Source organism: Novosphingobium sp. PY1 (assembly GCF_017312445.1).
Lineage (GTDB): Bacteria > Pseudomonadota > Alphaproteobacteria > Sphingomonadales > Sphingomonadaceae > Novosphingobium.
Window position 1 is genome coordinate 1 of sequence record NZ_BLTI01000029.1, and the last position, 16,355, is coordinate 16,355.

General features: G+C 63.0%; 21 protein-coding genes. 12 read left to right on the top strand and 9 right to left on the bottom strand.

Annotation, left to right across the window (positions count from 1 at the left end; genetic code table 11):
• The 5 genes from J3474_RS22285 to J3474_RS22305 all read left to right on the top strand — a co-directional run.
• A partial coding sequence (locus J3474_RS22285) for a zincin-like metallopeptidase domain-containing protein (RefSeq protein ID WP_207095684.1) occupies positions 1 to 205 on the top strand: 205 nt, incomplete at its 5' end.
• A complete protein-coding gene (locus J3474_RS22290) occupies positions 202 to 447 on the top strand; it encodes a sigma factor-like helix-turn-helix DNA-binding protein (protein ID WP_207095685.1) in 246 nt (81 codons plus the stop codon). The genes J3474_RS22285 and J3474_RS22290, both read left to right, overlap by 4 nt.
• A 199-nt stretch (positions 448 to 646) precedes the next feature.
• Entirely contained in the window at positions 647 to 838 is a 192-nt protein-coding gene (locus J3474_RS22295) for a helix-turn-helix domain-containing protein (protein WP_207095686.1), read from the top strand.
• A gap of 353 nt (positions 839 to 1,191) precedes the next feature.
• Complete coding sequence (locus J3474_RS22300) at positions 1,192 to 1,758, top strand: hypothetical protein (protein ID WP_207095687.1); 567 nt, start codon at positions 1,192 to 1,194, stop codon at positions 1,756 to 1,758.
• A gap of 121 nt (positions 1,759 to 1,879) precedes the next feature.
• Entirely contained in the window at positions 1,880 to 2,323 is a 444-nt protein-coding gene (locus J3474_RS22305) for a hypothetical protein (protein WP_207095688.1), read from the top strand.
• Positions 2,324 to 2,349: 26 nt separating this feature from the next.
• Here J3474_RS22305 and J3474_RS22310 read toward each other — a convergent pair whose 3' ends face one another.
• Complete coding sequence (locus tag J3474_RS22310) at positions 2,350 to 2,556, bottom strand: conjugal transfer protein TraD (RefSeq protein ID WP_305798469.1); 207 nt, start codon at positions 2,554 to 2,556, stop codon at positions 2,350 to 2,352.
• 16 nt (positions 2,557 to 2,572) lie between these two features.
• Positions 2,573 to 2,896, bottom strand: a complete 324-nt coding sequence (gene traD / locus J3474_RS22315; protein ID WP_207095690.1) for a conjugal transfer protein TraD — start codon at positions 2,894 to 2,896, stop codon at positions 2,573 to 2,575.
• 172 nt (positions 2,897 to 3,068) lie between these two features.
• Between traD and traA the strand changes: the two genes are divergently transcribed.
• Positions 3,069 to 5,984, top strand: a complete 2,916-nt coding sequence (gene traA / locus J3474_RS22320; protein ID WP_207095691.1) for a Ti-type conjugative transfer relaxase TraA — start codon at positions 3,069 to 3,071, stop codon at positions 5,982 to 5,984.
• Positions 5,985 to 5,994: 10 nt separating this feature from the next.
• The gene (locus J3474_RS22325) at positions 5,995 to 6,537 is read left to right on the top strand and encodes a hypothetical protein (protein WP_207095692.1); all 543 of its coding nucleotides are present in this window, start codon (positions 5,995 to 5,997) and stop codon (positions 6,535 to 6,537) included.
• 252 nt (positions 6,538 to 6,789) lie between these two features.
• Here J3474_RS22325 and dcd read toward each other — a convergent pair whose 3' ends face one another.
• The 6 genes from dcd to J3474_RS22355 form a co-directional block, all read right to left on the bottom strand.
• Positions 6,790 to 7,404 (bottom strand): dCTP deaminase, encoded by a 615-nt coding sequence (gene dcd / locus J3474_RS22330; RefSeq protein WP_207095693.1) that lies wholly within the window; start codon positions 7,402 to 7,404, stop codon positions 6,790 to 6,792.
• Positions 7,397 to 8,641 (bottom strand): hypothetical protein, encoded by a 1,245-nt coding sequence (locus J3474_RS22335; protein ID WP_207095694.1) that lies wholly within the window; start codon positions 8,639 to 8,641, stop codon positions 7,397 to 7,399. Before J3474_RS22335 ends, dcd begins: the two co-directional genes overlap by 8 nt.
• Positions 8,580 to 9,041, bottom strand: coding sequence for a hypothetical protein (locus tag J3474_RS22340; RefSeq protein WP_207095695.1), 462 nt, complete (start codon positions 9,039 to 9,041; stop codon positions 8,580 to 8,582). Before J3474_RS22340 ends, J3474_RS22335 begins: the two co-directional genes overlap by 62 nt.
• Positions 9,042 to 9,157: 116 nt before the next feature.
• Positions 9,158 to 9,511: a hypothetical protein gene (locus tag J3474_RS22345; RefSeq protein ID WP_207095696.1), complete on the bottom strand. Its 354-nt coding sequence runs from the start codon at positions 9,509 to 9,511 to the stop codon at positions 9,158 to 9,160.
• Entirely contained in the window at positions 9,512 to 10,432 is a 921-nt protein-coding gene (locus J3474_RS22350) for an ImmA/IrrE family metallo-endopeptidase (RefSeq protein ID WP_207095697.1), read from the bottom strand.
• A complete protein-coding gene (locus tag J3474_RS22355) occupies positions 10,433 to 10,795 on the bottom strand; it encodes a helix-turn-helix domain-containing protein (RefSeq protein ID WP_207095698.1) in 363 nt (120 codons plus the stop codon).
• 149 nt (positions 10,796 to 10,944) lie between these two features.
• Here J3474_RS22355 and J3474_RS22360 point away from each other — a divergent pair, with 149 nt between their 5' ends.
• The 4 genes from J3474_RS22360 (at position 10,945) to J3474_RS23060 (ending at position 13,480) form a co-directional block, all read left to right on the top strand.
• Positions 10,945 to 11,349 (top strand): multiubiquitin domain-containing protein, encoded by a 405-nt coding sequence (locus J3474_RS22360; protein WP_207095699.1) that lies wholly within the window; start codon positions 10,945 to 10,947, stop codon positions 11,347 to 11,349.
• A 5-nt stretch (positions 11,350 to 11,354) separates the two neighbouring features.
• On the top strand, positions 11,355 to 11,738 hold the full coding sequence (locus tag J3474_RS22365) for an E2/UBC family protein (RefSeq protein ID WP_207095700.1): 384 nt from the start codon (positions 11,355 to 11,357) through the stop codon (positions 11,736 to 11,738).
• A 12-nt stretch (positions 11,739 to 11,750) separates the two neighbouring features.
• Positions 11,751 to 13,130 (top strand): ThiF family adenylyltransferase, encoded by a 1,380-nt coding sequence (locus J3474_RS22370; RefSeq protein ID WP_207095701.1) that lies wholly within the window; start codon positions 11,751 to 11,753, stop codon positions 13,128 to 13,130.
• 170 nt (positions 13,131 to 13,300) lie between these two features.
• Positions 13,301 to 13,480, top strand: coding sequence for a DUF6527 family protein (locus J3474_RS23060; RefSeq protein WP_376706551.1), 180 nt, complete (start codon positions 13,301 to 13,303; stop codon positions 13,478 to 13,480).
• 777 nt (positions 13,481 to 14,257) lie between these two features.
• Here the strand turns inward: J3474_RS23060 and bdcA are convergent.
• Entirely contained in the window at positions 14,258 to 14,971 is a 714-nt protein-coding gene (gene bdcA, locus J3474_RS22375) for an SDR family oxidoreductase (RefSeq protein ID WP_207095702.1), read from the bottom strand.
• Positions 14,972 to 15,115: 144 nt separating this feature from the next.
• On the opposite strand from bdcA, the gene J3474_RS22380 reads away from it, so the two are divergent.
• Positions 15,116 to 16,015: a LysR family transcriptional regulator gene (locus J3474_RS22380; protein WP_207095703.1), complete on the top strand. Its 900-nt coding sequence runs from the start codon at positions 15,116 to 15,118 to the stop codon at positions 16,013 to 16,015.
• Positions 16,016 to 16,355: the final 340 nt, after the last annotated feature.

Consider the following 16,355-nt stretch of genomic DNA (forward strand, 5'->3'; position numbering starts at 1 on the left):
CGCTGGACTGTCAGGATATGTGGCCGAGATGGCAGCGGCCTTCTCCTGCGCTTCGCTCGGCATCCAGCCAACGGTTCGGCACAGCGACTACATTGGCGCTTGGCTTGAGGTTCTTCGGGCTGACGAGAAGGCCATCTTCCGGGCAGCGAGTGCTGCCAGCAAAGCGGCGGACTTTCTCCTTTCGGGCGGGGAGGCTCGGTCGTGACCGACCGGCTTGCCCCCCGTGTCTTTCGGCGGCGGGGCCATCGTGCCCTGCGCCGGATGTCCGACCTGCAACGTGCGATCTTCTGGGCCATGCGTCTTGAGGAGATCGGCTATCCCGAGCTTGCCGAGCGGCACGGTATCAGTGCCGATGAAGTACAGGCCGAATTTGCCACAGCGCTCACGATCTTCTTCCGCACGCTCCGCGAGCCCGAACCATGGTGGCGGCGTCTGTGGTCATGGTGATGACGGACCGCCGCCCGGCAAGCCGGGCGGCGGTCCTTTCATGTCCAAAGTAGGAGCGAATCGTCCAAAGCCACGATGCCGCAATTTTACCATCGGGCGGCCGAAGTGGCGGTAAAAAGGTACCTGCTGGCACCGAAAAGGCACTGTAAGGGCGCCACTTCCTGCGAGACACTGGGACCTCACAGGAGGAACCCGGCAAATGAACGAACAGGACGTCCGCCCCCTGACCGTGCGCATCCGCGAGGCGTGCCGCATGACCGGGATCAGCCGGTCCAAGTTCTATACCCTGATCCAGCAGGGCAAGATCGACGTGATCAAGGTCGATGCCATGACACTGGTACCGGTCGCCTCGATCGAGGCATTCCTTGCGGCTCACGCCCAGGGCAAATGACCGGCAGCCTCGCCACGCGTTCTTGAGCAAGGCTGCCACGCCACCGAACACCTCTACCCCGTTGAACCAGCCTCGCCCTTGGCGCGTGGACTCCCCTCTGCTATCCTGTTGAGGCGCTGCGCAAAAGGCGGCGCCGGGACTGGTAATCCCGCCAGAGAAGCAAGCTCGGAAAACTCTGTTTTCCGGGGTGCCGACGCGTATGTCCAAGCCCTCGGGCTAAAGGCGGCGGCGCATGTCTCTGGCATGTTACCAGCTCCGGCGGCTCCCGCGCCTAGCGTGCGGGAGTTCGGGACTGTTCCGCATCCGTCTCGTCATCTTCCGCTTAACCGCATCGATGCGGACCGGAGGTGCCTATGGACTACCTTACCCCTGCCTCATCCCAGCACAGCCTGCCTGTCAGGCCTGCACATCGCGCCCATAACGGCGAACTTGCCGCGCTGTGGCGGATTTACGGCGGCGAGCCGTTCCAGCTCCTGAGAACCCGCGAAGGGCGTGACCTCAGCCGTGCCCGCTATCAGCGCGCGCAAGAATTCCAGCGATCGCTTGAATCCGGCGCACCGGGCGAATGGACCGACTTCTTGTACTTCACCGGCATCGTCGTCCAACTGTCCTTGTCATGCCATCTGCTGGACGTGGGTTTTCCCGATACCTGGTGCGCCCAGCACATCGGTCTCCATGTTGACCGGTCGCTGGCCTATGCCAATGCCACCGGCTTTGGCTACGAGTGTGAAGAGACGGAGCGCCTGACGCGTGTGCTCGCGCCGTATTGGAAATGGAACCGCATGCATCTCATCGGCGACACTCGGCCAAGCGATGGCGGCTTCACACCCGATGAAGTGCGGGCGTTGCTGCATAGCCTCATGGATCATGTTGGTCAGGTCACAGGACACAGGCGATTGCGGCCTCAAATGAAGTCGTGACGTCGGCATCCCAGCCATCAAGGGTGCGTGGGAAGATGATGATGGAGTTCTTGCCTGCTCTCGCTAACGAAAAGTCGATAATTGACGGTCAGTTTGCTTCGCTTGAGCCGAGGAGCAGGCGATGCAGAGAAGCCGTACCATTGGGCGCGCGTTGGCGACGTCGTTTCTCTCCGCCATTGCAGGTTCGGTGTTGTCGACTGCGTTGCTCTGCGCCTTTCTTACAGTCCGCTCGCTGGGGCCGTCTTCGACAGGCTTGGTAGCTCTACTGATACTTGGGATCATGAGCTTCTTTATGGGGCTGCTTTTTGCAATCCCTGCCGCCCTGCTGATCGGGGCACCATTGACTTGGGCTATTGGGGATAGCGTATCGTCGTCGAAGGCAACGATCACGGCACCAGCGTTTGCATTGATTGGTGCCCTGGTCGGGTGGGGCGTCTTCGTCGCTGTCGGTGACGATACCTCAGGAATAGCGCAAATCGCGAAGATCGCATGTCCACTTTATGGCGCGGTGGTGGCTGGCCTGCACCCTATCGTGGCCCGTTGGCTTGCGAAGTCGACCTATTGAGCCTTTACGTTCGAACCGACGGTTTCCTAGCTCCCATTGGCGAATATTCGTTTGCCGCGCCGCTGCCAGAGCATCAGCGCTTGCGCGCGATCCGGCCCACGCAGCTTTGCGGCAGCCTCGACAAGCAGCCCAAGGATCACGGTGCGATCATCGTCGGTGAGTTCGACGATCCCTGCCTTCATGACGAGACCACCAAGCTCGATCAGATGCCGCGTGCGTTCGCGCCGCTTCACTTGCCAGTCTCGGTGATCATGCCGCGCCTGCTTCGCCTGCAGGCGGTTGCGCGCGGCCGTCGTCCTTCGCATCGCTGCCCGGCTCGCCGCCAAATCTGCTGCCAGCGACTTCGCGCTCCCCGCGAAAGAACGCGGCACCCCGCTTGCGCCACGCCTCCCGTGCGGCGCGTTCGGCAGTCGCGGCTGCGAGCAAGGCCCCGGCCAGTTCCTCGATGGTCAGGTCATCGGCACCGGTCGCCTGGACCAGCTCGCCAAGCTGACTTTGCTTGCGGGCTTTGAGTTGCCTGGCCTTGTCGTTCAGAGCCTTTAGCTCGGCATCATAATCACGGGGTTTGCGCATGATGGATGTCCTTCGTTGATCGGCGAGGACATCCCAGTTATCGAGGTTCCCGATTAGTCACAACATCGTGAAATCTCCTGAGATTTCGCGTTCCCGAGACTGATGAAATCTTTCGAGGGCGCGCTTATACGTCGTGCCGACGTGCGCTTTGTAGTGTAGATGGATTGGCCCTATGGCCATCTATCACTTCTCCGCCAAAGTGATTTCTCGCGCCGCCGGCTCCTCGGCGGTGGCCTCGGCCGCGTACCGCTCGGCCTCGCGCCTCCGCGATGACCGGCTCGACCGGCACCACGACTTCACGAACAAGCCGGGCGTCAAGCACAGCGAAGTCATGCTGCCCGACGGCGCGCCTGAGGAGTGGCGCGACCGCGAGCGGCTCTGGAACGATGTCGAGGCGGCGGAGATCCGCAAGGACGCGCAGCTTGCCCGCGAAGTCGAGTTCGCCATTCCGCGCGAGATGAGCAAGGCCGACGGCATCGAACTGGTCCGTGACTTCGTCCAGACCGAATTCGTCGACCGGGGCATGGTCGCCGATCTCAATGTCCATTGGGATATAGGACCTGACGGGCTCGCCAAGCCGCACGCCCATGTGATGTTGGGCATGCGCGAAATCACCGAGGAAGGTTTCGGCGCCAAGGTGCGCGAGTGGAACAAGACCGAGCTCCTCACCCACTGGCGGGAGGCCTGGGCCGAACACGTCAATGAGCGGCTGGCCCAGCTCGATATCGACGCGCGGATTGATCACCGCTCCCTTGAAGCGCAGGGCATCGACCTGGAGCCGCAGCACAAGATCGGTCCCGCAGCTTCGCGCATGGCGCAGCAGGGTCTCTCCAGCGAGCGGCTCGAAGAGCACCACGCCATTGCCCGGGCCAACGGCGAGAAGCTGCTCGCCGATCCGGAAATCGCACTCGATGCGATCACCCACCAGCAGTCGACGTTCACGACGCGAGACCTTGCCATGTTCGTGCACCGGCACAGCGAGGGCAAGGATCAGTTCGATGACGTCATGGCGGCTATCAAGTCCTCACCTGAACTGGTCAGGCTCGGCAAGGACGGGCGCGGCGATGACCGCTTCACCTCGCGCTCGATGCTGGAGACAGAGCAGCGGCTGGAACGCGCGACCATTTCCCTCGATGCGCGGCGCCATCATGGCGTTCATGACCGCCACCTGGAACGCGCGCTGGATCATGCACAGACACGCGGCATGGTACTTTCCCCCGAGCAGCGCGGCGCGTTCGAGCATGTGACTGACGGGCGCGATATCAGCAATGTCATCGGCTATGCCGGAACCGGCAAGAGCGCGATGCTTGGTGTGGCACGCGAAGCATGGGAGTCGGCAGGCTATTCGGTACAGGGAGCAGCCTTATCCGGCATTGCCGCCGAGAACCTCGAAAGCGGTTCAGGGATTGCCTCGCGCACCATCGCCAGCCTGGAGCATCAGTGGGGCCAGGACCGCGAACTGCTCACCGACAAATCGATCCTCGTCATCGACGAGGCCGGGATGATCGGCACGCGCCAGATGGAGCGCGTGATGACCGAGGCCGAGAAGCGCGGCGCCAAGGTGGTGCTGGTCGGTGATCCCGAGCAGCTCCAGGCGATCGAGGCGGGCGCTTCGTTCCGAAGTATCGCCGAGCGGCATGGTGCGGTCGAGATCGCCACCATTCGCCGCCAGTCCGAGGTCTGGCAGCGTAATGCCACGCGCCAGCTTGCCACCGGCCGAACGGACGAAGCGCTGATGGCCTATGAGGACGCTGACCATGTCCATGCCGCCGAAACCCGCGAGCAAGCGCGCGAAGACCTGATCGATCGCTGGGATCGTGGCCGCTTGGCCAATCCCGATGCCAGCCGGATCATCCTCACGCACACCAACGTCGAAGTGCGCGAACTCAACGAGGCGGCGCGCACGCGCATGCGTGCCGCCAATATGCTCGGCGAGGATGTCGGGCTTGAGGTGGAACGCGGCGAGCGGTCCTTCGCGTCGGGCGACCGCGTGATGTTCCTCAAGAACGAGCGCAGCCTCGAGGTGAAGAACGGCACGCTCGGCACCCTGGAAGACGTGAGCCAGACCGCCATGCGCGTGCGCACCGATGATGGGCGACAGATCGCCTTCGACCTCAAGGACTATGCCGACATCGATCACGGCTATGCCGCCACCATTCACAAGGCGCAGGGCATGACCGTGGACAGCGTCCATGTCCTGGCAACGCCCGGGCTTGATCGTCATGCCTCCTACGTTGCGCTCTCGCGGCATCGGGACAGTGTCGATCTGCATTACGGCAAGGACGACTTTGCCGATCGGGACCGGCTAATGCGCACCCTCAGCCGCGAGCGCGGCAAGGACATGGCATCGGACTATGCCCGCACGCCGGAACCAGTGCCCAGGGCCGAACCCAAGCGCGGCATCTTCGACGGGCTCAGGCTACCGTCCGGCCCGGTCGTCGATGTCGCCGCGCGCGTGCCCGACAAACCGGCAGAGATGCCGCAACAGCAGCGCGGGCGCTTTGATGGACTGAACCTCAACGTCTCGCCGTTTCTGGAGCGGCCCGGACCGAGCCCGCTGGACAAGGCGGTGACCCGCTACGGCCGCGCGGCCCAGGACATCATCCGCATGAAGGAGAAAGACTACGAACTGCTGATCCATCAGCGCAAGGCGTTCGGCGAGGCTGCCAGGGACATCAACGCGCTGCACGCTGGCGGCGCGGAAGACATGCGCAATGCCATGAACAAGAATCCGTCGCTCATCGGCGAGGCGGCCAACGGACGCACCACGCGGGCCATCCAGGCCATGGTCGCCGAAGCCGAAATCCGCATTGATGCCAGCAATCGCGCGGACCGCTTTGTCGCTGATTGGCAGAGCAAGTCACGGCAGATGAAGGCGTTCGAACGGCACGGAGATTACGAGGGTGTCTGGAGCGTCAAGGAGGACATGGGCAATATGGCCAAGGCCCTTCATCGCGACCCGCAGCTCGAGTCGCTGCTCAGAAATCGCACGGCCGAGCTCGGTCTCGCGTCCCAGAAGGGCGCGTCAATTTCTCATGACCTCCAGGAGTGGCTCGGCCGCTCGCGCGGGCTGGGTATCAGCATATAGGCTTGCTTCCATGACAGAAAATCCCAGCCAGCAAGGCATCGCCGATAATCCCACCCAGGCCTTTGAAAGCCTGCGGCAGGAGATATCCCTCCTCCACAACGCCATTCAGGGGCTCACCGCCGCGCGCGAGAAGATACCCGACTACACTCCTACGCTTGGGGCGATGAACAAGCAGCTTCGCGCCACCCTCGATGGCATCGACCGCATCGAGCAGGCTCCTGCCGTCAAGCTGACACCCGCCGCGATGGTCGGGGAGCTGAACAAGGCTGCCACCGACGTGCGCGCCGAGGACAAGCGGCAGATGGAGGAGGCGCGGGCCGCGTTGCACAAATCGATTGGCTGGATTGACGGGATTGTCGTGAGAGCGCGTTCCACTGACCATCAGCGCAAGCGGGAAATGTGGATCGGCGGCGGTGCTTTCTTCGCCGGTATCCTGCTGTGGTCGTTCCTGCCGGGTGTGATCGCTCGCTCGCTCCCGGCGCGTTGGCATGTGCCGGAATGGATGGCGGCGCGGACCTTGGGATCGGTGGAAGAGGCCACGGGTGAACGGTAGACAAGCTCTGCGCGGCGCCCTGAGGGGAAGGCATGACTAGGGTTGGGGACTGTCCGGTAAGTTTCCTTTTGGGAGCGTAAATCGGTATAGCGGACGTTGTCGCCAGTGATCCGGCGCCTCAACTACGTGCCTAAATTCAGCGGTTCAACAACCTCGGATCAGATGCCGTAAGCGGCCATTCCAATGTTAGAAGTAATTGTGGCAACTAAGCCGCTGTATCCGAACTGCCCCGGTCCGCGCCTGGTTCATCGCTCACCCGGGCACCTCTCTCAAGCGATCGAATACGGGATCGAAGCTAGGCGCCTTAAGCGTCGGCTTGCGCCGACCCGAGAACTCGCCGCGGTTGTCGGCCTCACAGCGGATCGTGCGGTGCAGGAATATCTGGCAGACATTCATGCCCGGATAGATCTCGAGCGGAACTTCGCCGACGTTGGCGAGTTCCAGCGTCAGGCAGCCGCTGAACATCGGGTGCAGGCCGGCAGCGGTCTCGATTACGAGTCCGTGCCTGCCGAGCGATGACTTACCCGTCACGTAACCAGAAATCGTCCGCGGCAGCTGCAGCCACTCGAGGGTAACGCCCAGCACGAAACGGCCGGGATGGAGCACGTAACTGGATCCAAATGGAACGAAGTGCTGCTTCGTGGGCGACTCCTGCGCCGCGTCCGTCTGTTCTTCGGGGGGGAGTGCCACCAGCGACACCGACTTGGTGCTCGTCTGCCTGAACGACCGGAACCAGCGACCGAGCCGCAGGTCGACTGAGGTCGCGCCGCGTTCGCGGAGCGCTGCCTCGTCGGGCGCTGGGACGATGGTGAGCTTGTCGTCGCCTGTCGCCCCGAGCGAGCCGATGATCTGTTCGGCGCTAAGCATGTTCGATCCTCAGCCTGAACTCGGATACCTCGACCGACTTGAGCATCAGCTCGTTGAGCATGATCAACTCCTTCTGGTCACCGTCGCCGGCGAGGCCGCCCTTGGCGCGGAGCAGCTTCCAACCGGCGGTGACGATCTCCGCCAGAGTCGCGCCGCCGCCGTCTGGCGCTCCGTGGGCAAGGGCCGTCTCAACGCGCTGAATGACGACGTCGTCGCACATAGGGACGCCGGCCTGCTTGAGTATCTCGAAGGCGAGGTCCCTCACGGTCGGGAAGAGCGTATCGACCGCCACGTCGGCGAAGAGGAGGATGTCGCCGTGGATACCCGCCGGTGTCCCGGAGTCCTGCCAGTTCAGGAATAGCTCCTCGCCCTTTATCTCAAGGCCGAGCGTCTTCGCTCCGTCCAGCAGGTAGTTCACCCTGTTGCGGCTCGACGGGTAGGTCACGCTGCGGAAGCTCTTCCCGGGCGCGAGGAAATATTCATACGCGAAGGCGAAGGAAGGGCCGAACACGTAGAGCGCAAACATGTCGCAGAAGATCTCCTCGAGCTGCTTGCGCGCGGACTCGAAGGAAGCGTGCTGTAGCCAGGAGATGTCGCGGTCGACGCGCCCGAGATCGGCGACGATCCGGTCTCGGTCTTCGGGCAGTCCGTCGATCGCGGTCTCGACCGCAGCGAAGAGGCGCGCACCGATTTTCATCGACACGCCGGCATGCCGCCAGGCCGAGTGGCCGATCTCATGACCTGCAAGCGGAATGATCAGGACGTTTCCCGATTCGGGTGCTGGGCCGCCCACCAGGACGAAGTCGCTCAGGACGTCGAGGTTCATCGGCCAGGTGAATGGCACGAAGTTCCATTCCGACGACATGACCAATTTGGCATCGGTCGAGATGACCTTCTGCACGAGCCGCTTCAGCGGGAAGTGCACCTCGAAGGCGTTGCGGACGTTCGTCGAGCGCAGGATGAAGCCGAGGATGTCGGTGTAGCGGGCGAGGAACACGCTGGTCTCGGCGCACACTTCGTCGACCACTGCGTCGGCGACGGTGTCTGGGATCCGGTCGAGCGAGCGCTGTCGCGTTGCGAACTCGCGCTTGAGGAGCTGGAGCGCCTCGTGTCCGTCGGCGTGCGGGAAGTCGGCTCGCTCCAGATCAGCGATCTGGTCGAGAAAGGCGCGAACCCTACGCCGCGCGGACGCGAGCCGAAGGGTTTTCGTGGGCGGAAGGCCAGTCGTTGACGTCAAAGGCGACCTCCGAGTTGATCTCCTGCACCAGTTCGCGATGCAGCCTCGTGCAGGCGGGGATGAGGCTCTCCACCGGCCCGGCGTCACCGTTCGCAACCAGCGACAGCTCGTCGCTCATGTGCCGGATGTAGGTCCTGATCCGCACGACCGTCGATTGGCCGGCCGCATCCTGGTCGCGCACGATGCGATCGTAGGGTTCGTAGAGGCTGGGTTCGATGAACGCGAAGGACGTGGCGCCGTTGCTGTCCTCGTATCCGCTCACCAACAGTGCGCTGGACAGCTCAAGGAGCACTGCGGGTTCGTAGTCGAGCCCAGCCCGGAACCGCTCCAGCTCGATCATTGAGCGCATGGTGAGATCACTAAGTGCGAACTTGGACGGAGTCTGCTCCAGCGCTCCCATGTCTAGGCTCCCTGTTTGCGGCGACTCGCGAAAGCGAGGCGCACGAGCTTAACTTCCCCGATCGCTACAACAACGCGATTTAGAAGATGTTACGTGTTGACTCGATATGAGTCAAATTATGACTCAATTTGAGTCATAATTTGACTCAGTGATTGCTCGAGCCATCGCTCCTCCAGCTCGGCGCGGAAGATTATGCTCGCTGCGGTGCCGGGCCGCAGCTTGTGACGCGCCGCCGACGCGGTAAACGCGTCCTTAATCGCGGAGTCGGACAGGTGGGCCGTCACCTTGATGCACGAGGCGCTTGGTTGGCCGTGTCGGAAGCGAGACAGCGAACCGAGACGATCCAGCCGCAGCTCGCGCACGATGAGTAGGTTGGCCAGCGAGCTTTTGTCGATGCCGACCGAGTTCGAGTAGCTGAGGAAGGTCTCGGCGTCGTCGCTCGGGAGGTAGGCGGTGATCTGCACAGTCATCTAGAGCAGGATGAGTTGGCGCTCCGGCAAAATCAACCTCTGGATTGGCCGCTCGATGCAGTGGATGAGGACGAACACGTGGCGGCTCGTCCTGAACGCTTCGCCGACGAACTCGAAGCGCGTGCCGTTGGCGTCGATCATCGAGAACTCGCGTGCACGGGTCATGCTCTTGTTCGGGATTAGCCTGCCCAGGCCCTCGCGTGCGCCGAACCACTCGGGCCAGACGAACCCACCAAACCGCTCGGTGAACGATCGCGACGTGGCGACCCGGCGCACCATGGCGATGACGCCGAAGTCCGGGTGAATCTGGAACGGGTCGAGGACTACGAGGGCGCAGGCGCGCTCGTGGGTAGCCGCATAGCGGCGCGCCGTGGAGTAGATTGAGGCACCGTATCGCTTCGCCAAATCTAGGACGGCTTTCATCCCGAACGGCAGGTCGCGCGCATCGCAGACGAGACCGTCGATCTGGAACAGCGTGTCCGACGCGAAGACGTTGGCCTGCCGCTCGAAATCGTCCTTGATTTCCGGGGCGAGCGTCTTCTGGCAATCCTCGATGTGGCCGAAGACGCTCTGCCAGGGCAGCAACGCGTGGCCACCCTCGTGCAGTTTCAGGAAGGGGAGCTTCTCGCGCGGCGTCTCCGGATCGATGTAGGCGATGCGCGCGAGGGGATCGAGAACGCCCCAGATTTTCGATAGGGCCGAGAGCAGCGCTTGGCCGGCCGCCTCCGCGCGCCTACGCAACCAGGCGATGCGGCCTTCGTCGACGTGCAGCGGCACGACCTCAATCTTCGCCGCCGCCATGATGTCATCGACCGGGGTCGGGAATACGCCGAGTGCGTCTGCGTTCATGAGCGCGAGGCGCGCCAGCCGGGCGACCTCCTCCCTGTCCTCCTGGGGAAGCGAGGAGTCGTCCGGCAGCATTTACTTTCGCTGGCTCCGCAGGAAGGAAAGGTATTGGAGCAGTTGGTCTTCCTCCTCGTGCGTGAGTTCACCTAGGATGGACGTCGCCACGCGGTTGATGGGCGTGGAGGACTCGGCGATGAACCCGGCCTTCTCCATCAGCGTGTTGTAATCCACCGCATAGGCGCTTGCTAAACAGTGCAGCTTCATCGCCGAGGGCCGCTCGATCGATCCCGTCTCAAGCTGGCTGAGATAGGCGTTCGAGATCTGCCCGTCCGTTATGCGCTCGACGTCGCGCAATGTGAAACCTCTCGACTTGCGTATGTCTTTGAGAAACCGTCCGAAAGTTTCACTCCTGTCGTTCTCCTCTGGTTTTTTGCTCATAGGTCACCCGATTCTAAATCCCCTGGTTCGCCTTGGATACCAATTTTGCTAAGTTTATCAAGCGAGACTTAGTAAGCTTGACAATTAGCGATGCTAAATTTACTTAGCATGATGCCGGGCACGGTCGTCGGCGAATCGAGGAACACGTAATGGAACGCATGAATAAGGAAGAAGAGAACGAAGAAGAGGTGGTGATCGTCCACGATCACGTCGGGGTCGATGTCGACGTCGATGTCCGTCACGAGGACGGTCGCGAGGTGGTCGAGATCGACATCGTCGACATCGAGGAGTGTGGTCGGGACAAGCGCCCGCCGCCCCGCGCGCATCGATACCGGGTGAAGATCGACCACGAGTACTATGTGGTCGAGAAGCGCCACATCACGGCGCGCGAGCTGCTCGAGTTGGCGGGCAAGAAACCGGCCGAGAAGTATGAGCTGGAGAAGCGCATGTCCGGCGGCAACTACGTGTCGCTGGAGCTGGATGAGAAGGTCGACCTTGGCGAGCCGGGGATCGAGGTGTTCGAGTCCTTCCCGCTCGACGAGAGCGAGGGCTAAGCGCCATGCGCCGGGACTTTGATCTCGGTCCTGACGATGCCCGGGCGCTCGATGCGCTCGAGTATCGCTGGGAGACCGTCCGCAGCGGCGGGGCAATGTGGGTGGTGATCCACGACTTCCCCATACCGGTCGGGTTTAACGTCGGCTCGGCCAAGGTCGCAATCCGGGTCGACACCTACCCGCCCGGCCCGATCGACATGGCGTATTTCTCGCCGCCGCTTGCCCGGGCCGACGGGCAGCGGGTCAATAACCTCAGCGCCTTCACGATCGAGGGCGAGGAGTATCAGCAGTGGTCCCGCCACTACGCCTGGAACTCGGCCCGGGACACGCTCGGCACGCACGTGCGCCGTGTGCGCGGTTGGCTGAAGCACGAACTTCGCAAGCGCTAGGAGGACTTTGACATGGATACGATCAGGATGACCGACGGCCAGCATCGTCGTCTCGCCGCCCACCTTTATGACGGCACCGGTCTCGAGGCGGTCGCCGTTGCACTCTGCGGCCGCGGCGGTCACGCCGCGCATCAGGTGTTCACGCTCCACGACATCGTCGAAATCCCCCACGACGAATCCGAGCGTAGCGTCACCTCGGTGACCTGGCGCACGCGGCGTTTGCGAGAGATCCTCGCCCGCGCCGCCCGCGACAACCTTGCTGTGCTGAAGATGCACTCGCATCCGACCGGTCACCGCGACTTCTCGAGCCTGGACGACGCTTCCGACGCGGACCTGTTCTCGTCGGTGGTGTTGAAGGTCCCGGGCACGCACTTGAGCGCCGTGATGCTCCCCGATGGCGAGGTTTTCGCGCGGACGATGCTGGGCGGCAGGACCGTCCACCGGGTAGAGCGTGTCGCCGTTATCGGCGACGAGATCCGCCTGTACGGAGCCTGCGCGGAAGGCGGTCCGCGCAGCGAATTCGACCTGCGACACCGTCAGGCGTTCGGCGACCACACCGCCGATATCCTGGCTGGCATGTCGATCGCGGTTGTCGGCGTCTCCGGGACGGGCAGTCCGGTCGTGGAGATGCTGGCCAGACTCGGCGTGGGCCGGATCGTGCTGATCGAGTTCGACGTAGTGGAGGAGAAGAACCTCAACCGGATCTGGGGATCCCGCCGCGCGCATGCCGAAGCCCGGCTGAACAAAGCACTGATGATGAAGCGGTACGTAGAGGGTATCGGGCTGGGCACCGTCGTCGAGGTGGTGGACACGAGCATCGACGACCCTGACGCGATCGCCGCGGTCGCCACCTGTGACGTCGCCGTCGGCTGCATGGACACGTTCGAGGGCCGCGATGTGCTCAACCGCGTCGCGACATTCTACTCGATGGCCTACATCGACATCGGGGTGCGCCTTGACGCCGACGGGGCCGGAGGTATCGCGAGCATGTCAGCTGGCGTCCACTATCTCAAGCCGGGCGGCTCCAGCTTGCGGTCACGCGGCGTCTACACAGACGAGGACCTGCGCGCTGAATACCTTCGGCGGACCGATCCAGCCTTTTACGAGGACCAGGTCCGCCGCGGATATATCCGCGGGGCGAAGGTCGAGAGTCCGGCGGTGATCAGCATCAACACGGCCGCGGCCGCCACGGCGGTGAACGAGTTGCTGGCGCGCCTTCATCCCTATCGGACCAGGCCGAACGCCGACTTCGCCGTCCAGAAACTGCTGTTCAGCCACGGGCGCACCGTCACCCGGCCCGAGGGTAAACCCGACGATCTGCTCGCCCCTTATGTGGGTCGAGGCGACTGCGTGCCGATGCTGATGCTGCCGCGCATCGGCCGGGCGGCATGAGGCTGCCCTCCGTCAGAGGGATTCTGCCGGCCGCCGGCCGCCGGATCACCGGATTCGTCTCGAGCCTCAAGCCTCGGGTGAAGGTCGTCGCGACCGCCGACCGGCCAACGAGGCTGAGGCCCCGGCGGCTATACGTGACGGTCCAGGCGGACCGGCCGGCCTTTGGCTTCATGCTGTGCCCGTGCGGATGCGGTGAGACGCTACACTTGAGGTTCTTCGGTACCCGGCACCCGCGGTGGCATGTCGCGCGGCTTAGCGGGCCGGCAACCGTAGAGCCGTCGGTGTGGCGCACTTCGGGGTGCCGCAGCCACTTCATCCTGCGGGATGGCCAAATCCACTGGTGCGATTGACGGTCCATTTCGCGCAATATCGGTAAGAATGGCGACGGCTATTTCGTTGCTCATGCCCCCAACAGCCGCCTGTCAGTTCACGGGCGATGCAGTCGCTCCGGTAGGCCCAGTTAAATGTCTGGTTCCTCCAGATCTTCTCCCCTGGCCGGAAAGCCGGCTAGTTCCCAAGTCAGGTCGCTGACCTGGGTTCGCGCCGCCGCAGAGCCAACGCCAGCTTTCCCGGGGCGCTCGCCGCTGAGTCGACGGTCGCGATAGTCCCAGACCCTGGCGTTCCAGTTCGCCGGCTTGGACGTGAATGTACGGCCGCTTCCGACAAGCCAATTTGCGACGGCGAACGACGGCTCTGGCGGCGAGATGGATCACAAATCTGGCGCCAGGATCGGGGGCAAAATTGGCCCGCGAATCGGTCGATTTGGGCCGTTGGATTCCGCTCCTCGGAACCGAACCCACTTACAATTTTTTAATGATGGTCCAATTGATGGTCCAGATTCAGACTAGAGAAGAAAAATGGCGTTTATTCAATTGCAAAATTGAGCAATTGGATTCCCGCTACCGCTCCAGCCGGTCTTCCCGCAACTTTCCCGGATAGCCGATAATTCCCCCAGAGGCTCTGGCGTTTCGTCCATTTGGCGATCTGGCTCGTTACCAAGAGCGCTGCGGGTCGCCTATGCATGGCTCAATCGCAAGCGAACAAGTCCGCTGCACAGTCTTCGACAGGAGGCGACCGATGCCTCTTTGCGATGCACCGGCCGCCAGCTTTCGGGTTGCAATCCGCCTTTACGCGCCGAAACCCCCGTCGATTGTCTGCATCGACCCGGTGATCATCGCGCCGTGGGGGCCAGCGATATAGGCTGTCAGCTCGGCGATTTCCGCCGGCTTCGCGTGACGCTTGATCGCCATGAAGCTGTGCATCGTCGAAGCCATCGGTCCCTCAGCCGGATTCATCTCGCTATCCGTCGGTCCCGGCTGGATGCTGTTGACCGTAATTCCCCGATCGCCGAGGTCACGCGCCAATCCGCGCACCATTCCCTGCACGGCTGACTTCGTCAGGGCATAGGCCGCACCGCCCGCGAAAGGCATGCGGTCGCCGTTGACGGAACCGATGACGATGATCCGCCCGTTATCGTTCATGCGCCGTGCCGCTTCCACTGATGCGTGATAGGGCGCGCGGACATTGACGTCGATCATCCGGTCGATCTCGTCCGCGTCGAGGGTCAGCGGATCGCCCAGCACGAGGGTGCCGGCGTTGACGACTATGACGTCCAATGCGCCGCGACTTGCAACTGTCGCGGTCAGGGCGTCGCGATCGGCACTGTTCGCCTGGATCGCCTGTGCCCCGGTCTCGTCCGAGAGACTGTTGGCGGTATCGCGTGACCCGGCATAGGTGAAGGCGACGGAGGCACCCGCCGCGCTGAAACGACGTACGATTGCTGCGCCGATTCCGCGGCTGCCGCCAAGTACTAGGACATTCTTTCCGGTAAGCTCATTCATGATCTGTCTCCTCTGGTCAGATTTCCAGCGGGAAGGATCCCGGGAGTGCCAGGTCGCTCTCGCTGTCTGGACCTGAAGATGCCGATCATTCATTGTTCGAACTAGGCGTCCAATTCCGGACTTCGATAACGGATTATCCGAACAATGATGAAGCTCGATGGTATCGCTGCCTTTGTCACCACCGTCGATGAAGGCTCGATCAGTGCAGCGTCAAGGCGCCTCGGCCTGGCCAAGTCGGTGGTAAGCGAACGGCTCGCCGAATTGGAAAGAATTCTGGGCGTCACCTTGCTCCAGCGCTCCACGCGCAGGCTTGCACTGACCGGTGCCGGTCGGGGGTTTCTCGAACGCGCACGACGCATCCTGCGAGAGATCGAGGAAGCGGTGGCCGAGCTCGATGCGAGCAGTGGCAAACTCGCCGGGCCACTGCGCATTTCCGCTCCGGTCGGATTTGGCGTTCTGCACCTCGGCCCCGCCATTGCCCGCTTTCTGCAGGAGAATCCCGGCATCGAAATGTCTCTCGAACTCGATGACAGCTTCGTCGACGCAGCTACCAGCGGCTTCGATGCTGTCCTGAGACATGGCGCGGTCGGGGACGGGCGCCTGATCGCTCGCCGACTGGCGACGAGCCGGCGCCTCCTGGTAGCATCGCCCGAATACCTTGCGACCCATGGCGCGCCCAATTCGCTCGCTGATCTCGAGCGCCATCGCGGGGTTCTCTATGCCAACCGAACGGGCGACTGGCGCTTCGCTGTCGGTTCGGGATGGTCGGTCGTTCGGCCAAGAGCCGTGCTACGGGTCAACAATGGTCTCGTCATGCGCGACGCAGCCCTCGCCGGTCTCGGCCTGGCCCTCTTGCCGTCCTTCTTCGTCAATGAGGACGTGCACAAGGGCCATCTGGAGGAAGTCGACATCGGATGGCCGGCCGAAGGCGCTGAATTGTTCCTGACCTATCCGCGCGATCATGGGGCTGCCGCGAAGATCCGCGCCCTTGGCGAAAGCCTGCGAAGGAGCTTCGGCGATCCACCCTACTGGGAGAAGTTTTGACCGGTCCGCCCTCGCAGCGGCAGACTTGTAGCTCGCCGATGTGGACGCAGGAGCCGTTTCATTCGCAAGCGCGCGGGCGGCAGCGTGCGATGCCGGCCCGACGTCATGGGGGTTTCGCCAGATTGGCGGGCAAGGCGCGAGGCGAAGGGCAGCGACATCCAGGCCCCTTGCGCCCGTCAGGCGGCACCTCCGCGAAGGCACTGGGCGCCACGTGGAATGAGGGGAGCGCAGCAAGGCTTGCGAGCGAAGCAGTTGGATTCTCGCGCTTTGCCTGATCCAAATGCCGCCGGAGGGGGGCGATCCAACTTTCTTCAAAAACTTTGAAAAAAGGGTTTGACCG

Bases quoted from the DNA above. Each gene is read 5' to 3' on its own strand.
- J3474_RS22295 (WP_207095686.1), top strand. From the start codon at position 647: ATGAACGAACAGGACGTCCGCCCCCTGACCGTGCGCATCCGCGAGGCG.
- J3474_RS22300 (WP_207095687.1), top strand. From the start codon at position 1,192: ATGGACTACCTTACCCCTGCCTCATCCCAGCACAGCCTGCCTGTCAGG.
- J3474_RS22305 (WP_207095688.1), top strand. From the start codon at position 1,880: ATGCAGAGAAGCCGTACCATTGGGCGCGCGTTGGCGACGTCGTTTCTC.
- traD (WP_207095690.1), bottom strand. From the start codon at position 2,896: ATGCGCAAACCCCGTGATTATGATGCCGAGCTAAAGGCTCTGAACGAC.
- traA (WP_207095691.1), top strand. From the start codon at position 3,069: ATGGCCATCTATCACTTCTCCGCCAAAGTGATTTCTCGCGCCGCCGGC.
- J3474_RS22325 (WP_207095692.1), top strand. From the start codon at position 5,995: ATGACAGAAAATCCCAGCCAGCAAGGCATCGCCGATAATCCCACCCAG.
- dcd (WP_207095693.1), bottom strand. From the start codon at position 7,404: ATGCTTAGCGCCGAACAGATCATCGGCTCGCTCGGGGCGACAGGCGAC.
- J3474_RS22340 (WP_207095695.1), bottom strand. From the start codon at position 9,041: ATGGGAGCGCTGGAGCAGACTCCGTCCAAGTTCGCACTTAGTGATCTC.
- J3474_RS22345 (WP_207095696.1), bottom strand. From the start codon at position 9,511: ATGACTGTGCAGATCACCGCCTACCTCCCGAGCGACGACGCCGAGACC.
- J3474_RS22350 (WP_207095697.1), bottom strand. From the start codon at position 10,432: ATGCTGCCGGACGACTCCTCGCTTCCCCAGGAGGACAGGGAGGAGGTC.
- J3474_RS22355 (WP_207095698.1), bottom strand. From the start codon at position 10,795: ATGAGCAAAAAACCAGAGGAGAACGACAGGAGTGAAACTTTCGGACGG.
- J3474_RS22360 (WP_207095699.1), top strand. From the start codon at position 10,945: ATGGAACGCATGAATAAGGAAGAAGAGAACGAAGAAGAGGTGGTGATC.
- J3474_RS22365 (WP_207095700.1), top strand. From the start codon at position 11,355: ATGCGCCGGGACTTTGATCTCGGTCCTGACGATGCCCGGGCGCTCGAT.
- J3474_RS22370 (WP_207095701.1), top strand. From the start codon at position 11,751: ATGGATACGATCAGGATGACCGACGGCCAGCATCGTCGTCTCGCCGCC.
- J3474_RS23060 (WP_376706551.1), top strand. From the start codon at position 13,301: ATGCTGTGCCCGTGCGGATGCGGTGAGACGCTACACTTGAGGTTCTTC.
- bdcA (WP_207095702.1), bottom strand. From the start codon at position 14,971: ATGAATGAGCTTACCGGAAAGAATGTCCTAGTACTTGGCGGCAGCCGC.
- J3474_RS22380 (WP_207095703.1), top strand. From the start codon at position 15,116: ATGATGAAGCTCGATGGTATCGCTGCCTTTGTCACCACCGTCGATGAA.